Here is a 470-nt window from a genome sequence, read left to right as displayed (position 1 = left end):
GGGAACTGCCCTCCCGGTATGTATCCGATTGGAGGGCAGGGAGTACAGGGCTGCGCGCCAATTCCAGGAGCCAGTTCTGGGGGCAGCGCTACGATTCCTACTCCTCCGCCCAGACCATTGGGTGAGTGGGTTAAGACCTGGGGCGCACTCGCTGGCTCATCCAGCGGTTCGGAGGGGGGCGCATTTGTAGGTGAACCCAGTGAGCGTGCTGCGAAGGGGACCGCGATTTCGAATTGCGAGAAGAACGGTGGACGTTGCAGGATCGAGTTCACCTACCAGAATCAATGTGTGGCTGCTGTCACCTCGGAACTGGCATCCACCGGTACGCAGTACGCCAGTTCGGGGACGGTAGAGAGCGCCGGGGAGCAGGCCATGCGTGACTGTCAGGCAGCAGGCGGGGCGCATTGCAGGATTATTTACTCGGAATGTTCCGCGCCGGTCTTCCGCAAGTATTGAAAGTGTGTCCAGGC

Annotated in this window: 1 protein-coding gene; it reads left to right on the top strand. The window is 60.6% G+C overall.

The annotated features are described in order from the left end of the window. Window positions 1-18: 18 nt before the first annotated feature. On the top strand, window positions 19-456 hold the full coding sequence (locus tag ACTJJM_RS21205) for a DUF4189 domain-containing protein (protein ID WP_414610491.1): 438 nt from the start codon (window positions 19-21) through the stop codon (window positions 454-456). Window positions 457-470 lie beyond the last annotated feature (14 nt).

The sequence above is a fragment of the Stenotrophomonas sp. 22692 genome, assembly GCF_052045015.1.
GTDB classification, from domain to species: Bacteria; Pseudomonadota; Gammaproteobacteria; order Xanthomonadales; family Xanthomonadaceae; genus Stenotrophomonas; species Stenotrophomonas geniculata.
The sequence above is the reverse complement of the archived record's forward strand: the minus strand, read 5'-3'. Positions and strand labels throughout refer to the sequence as shown.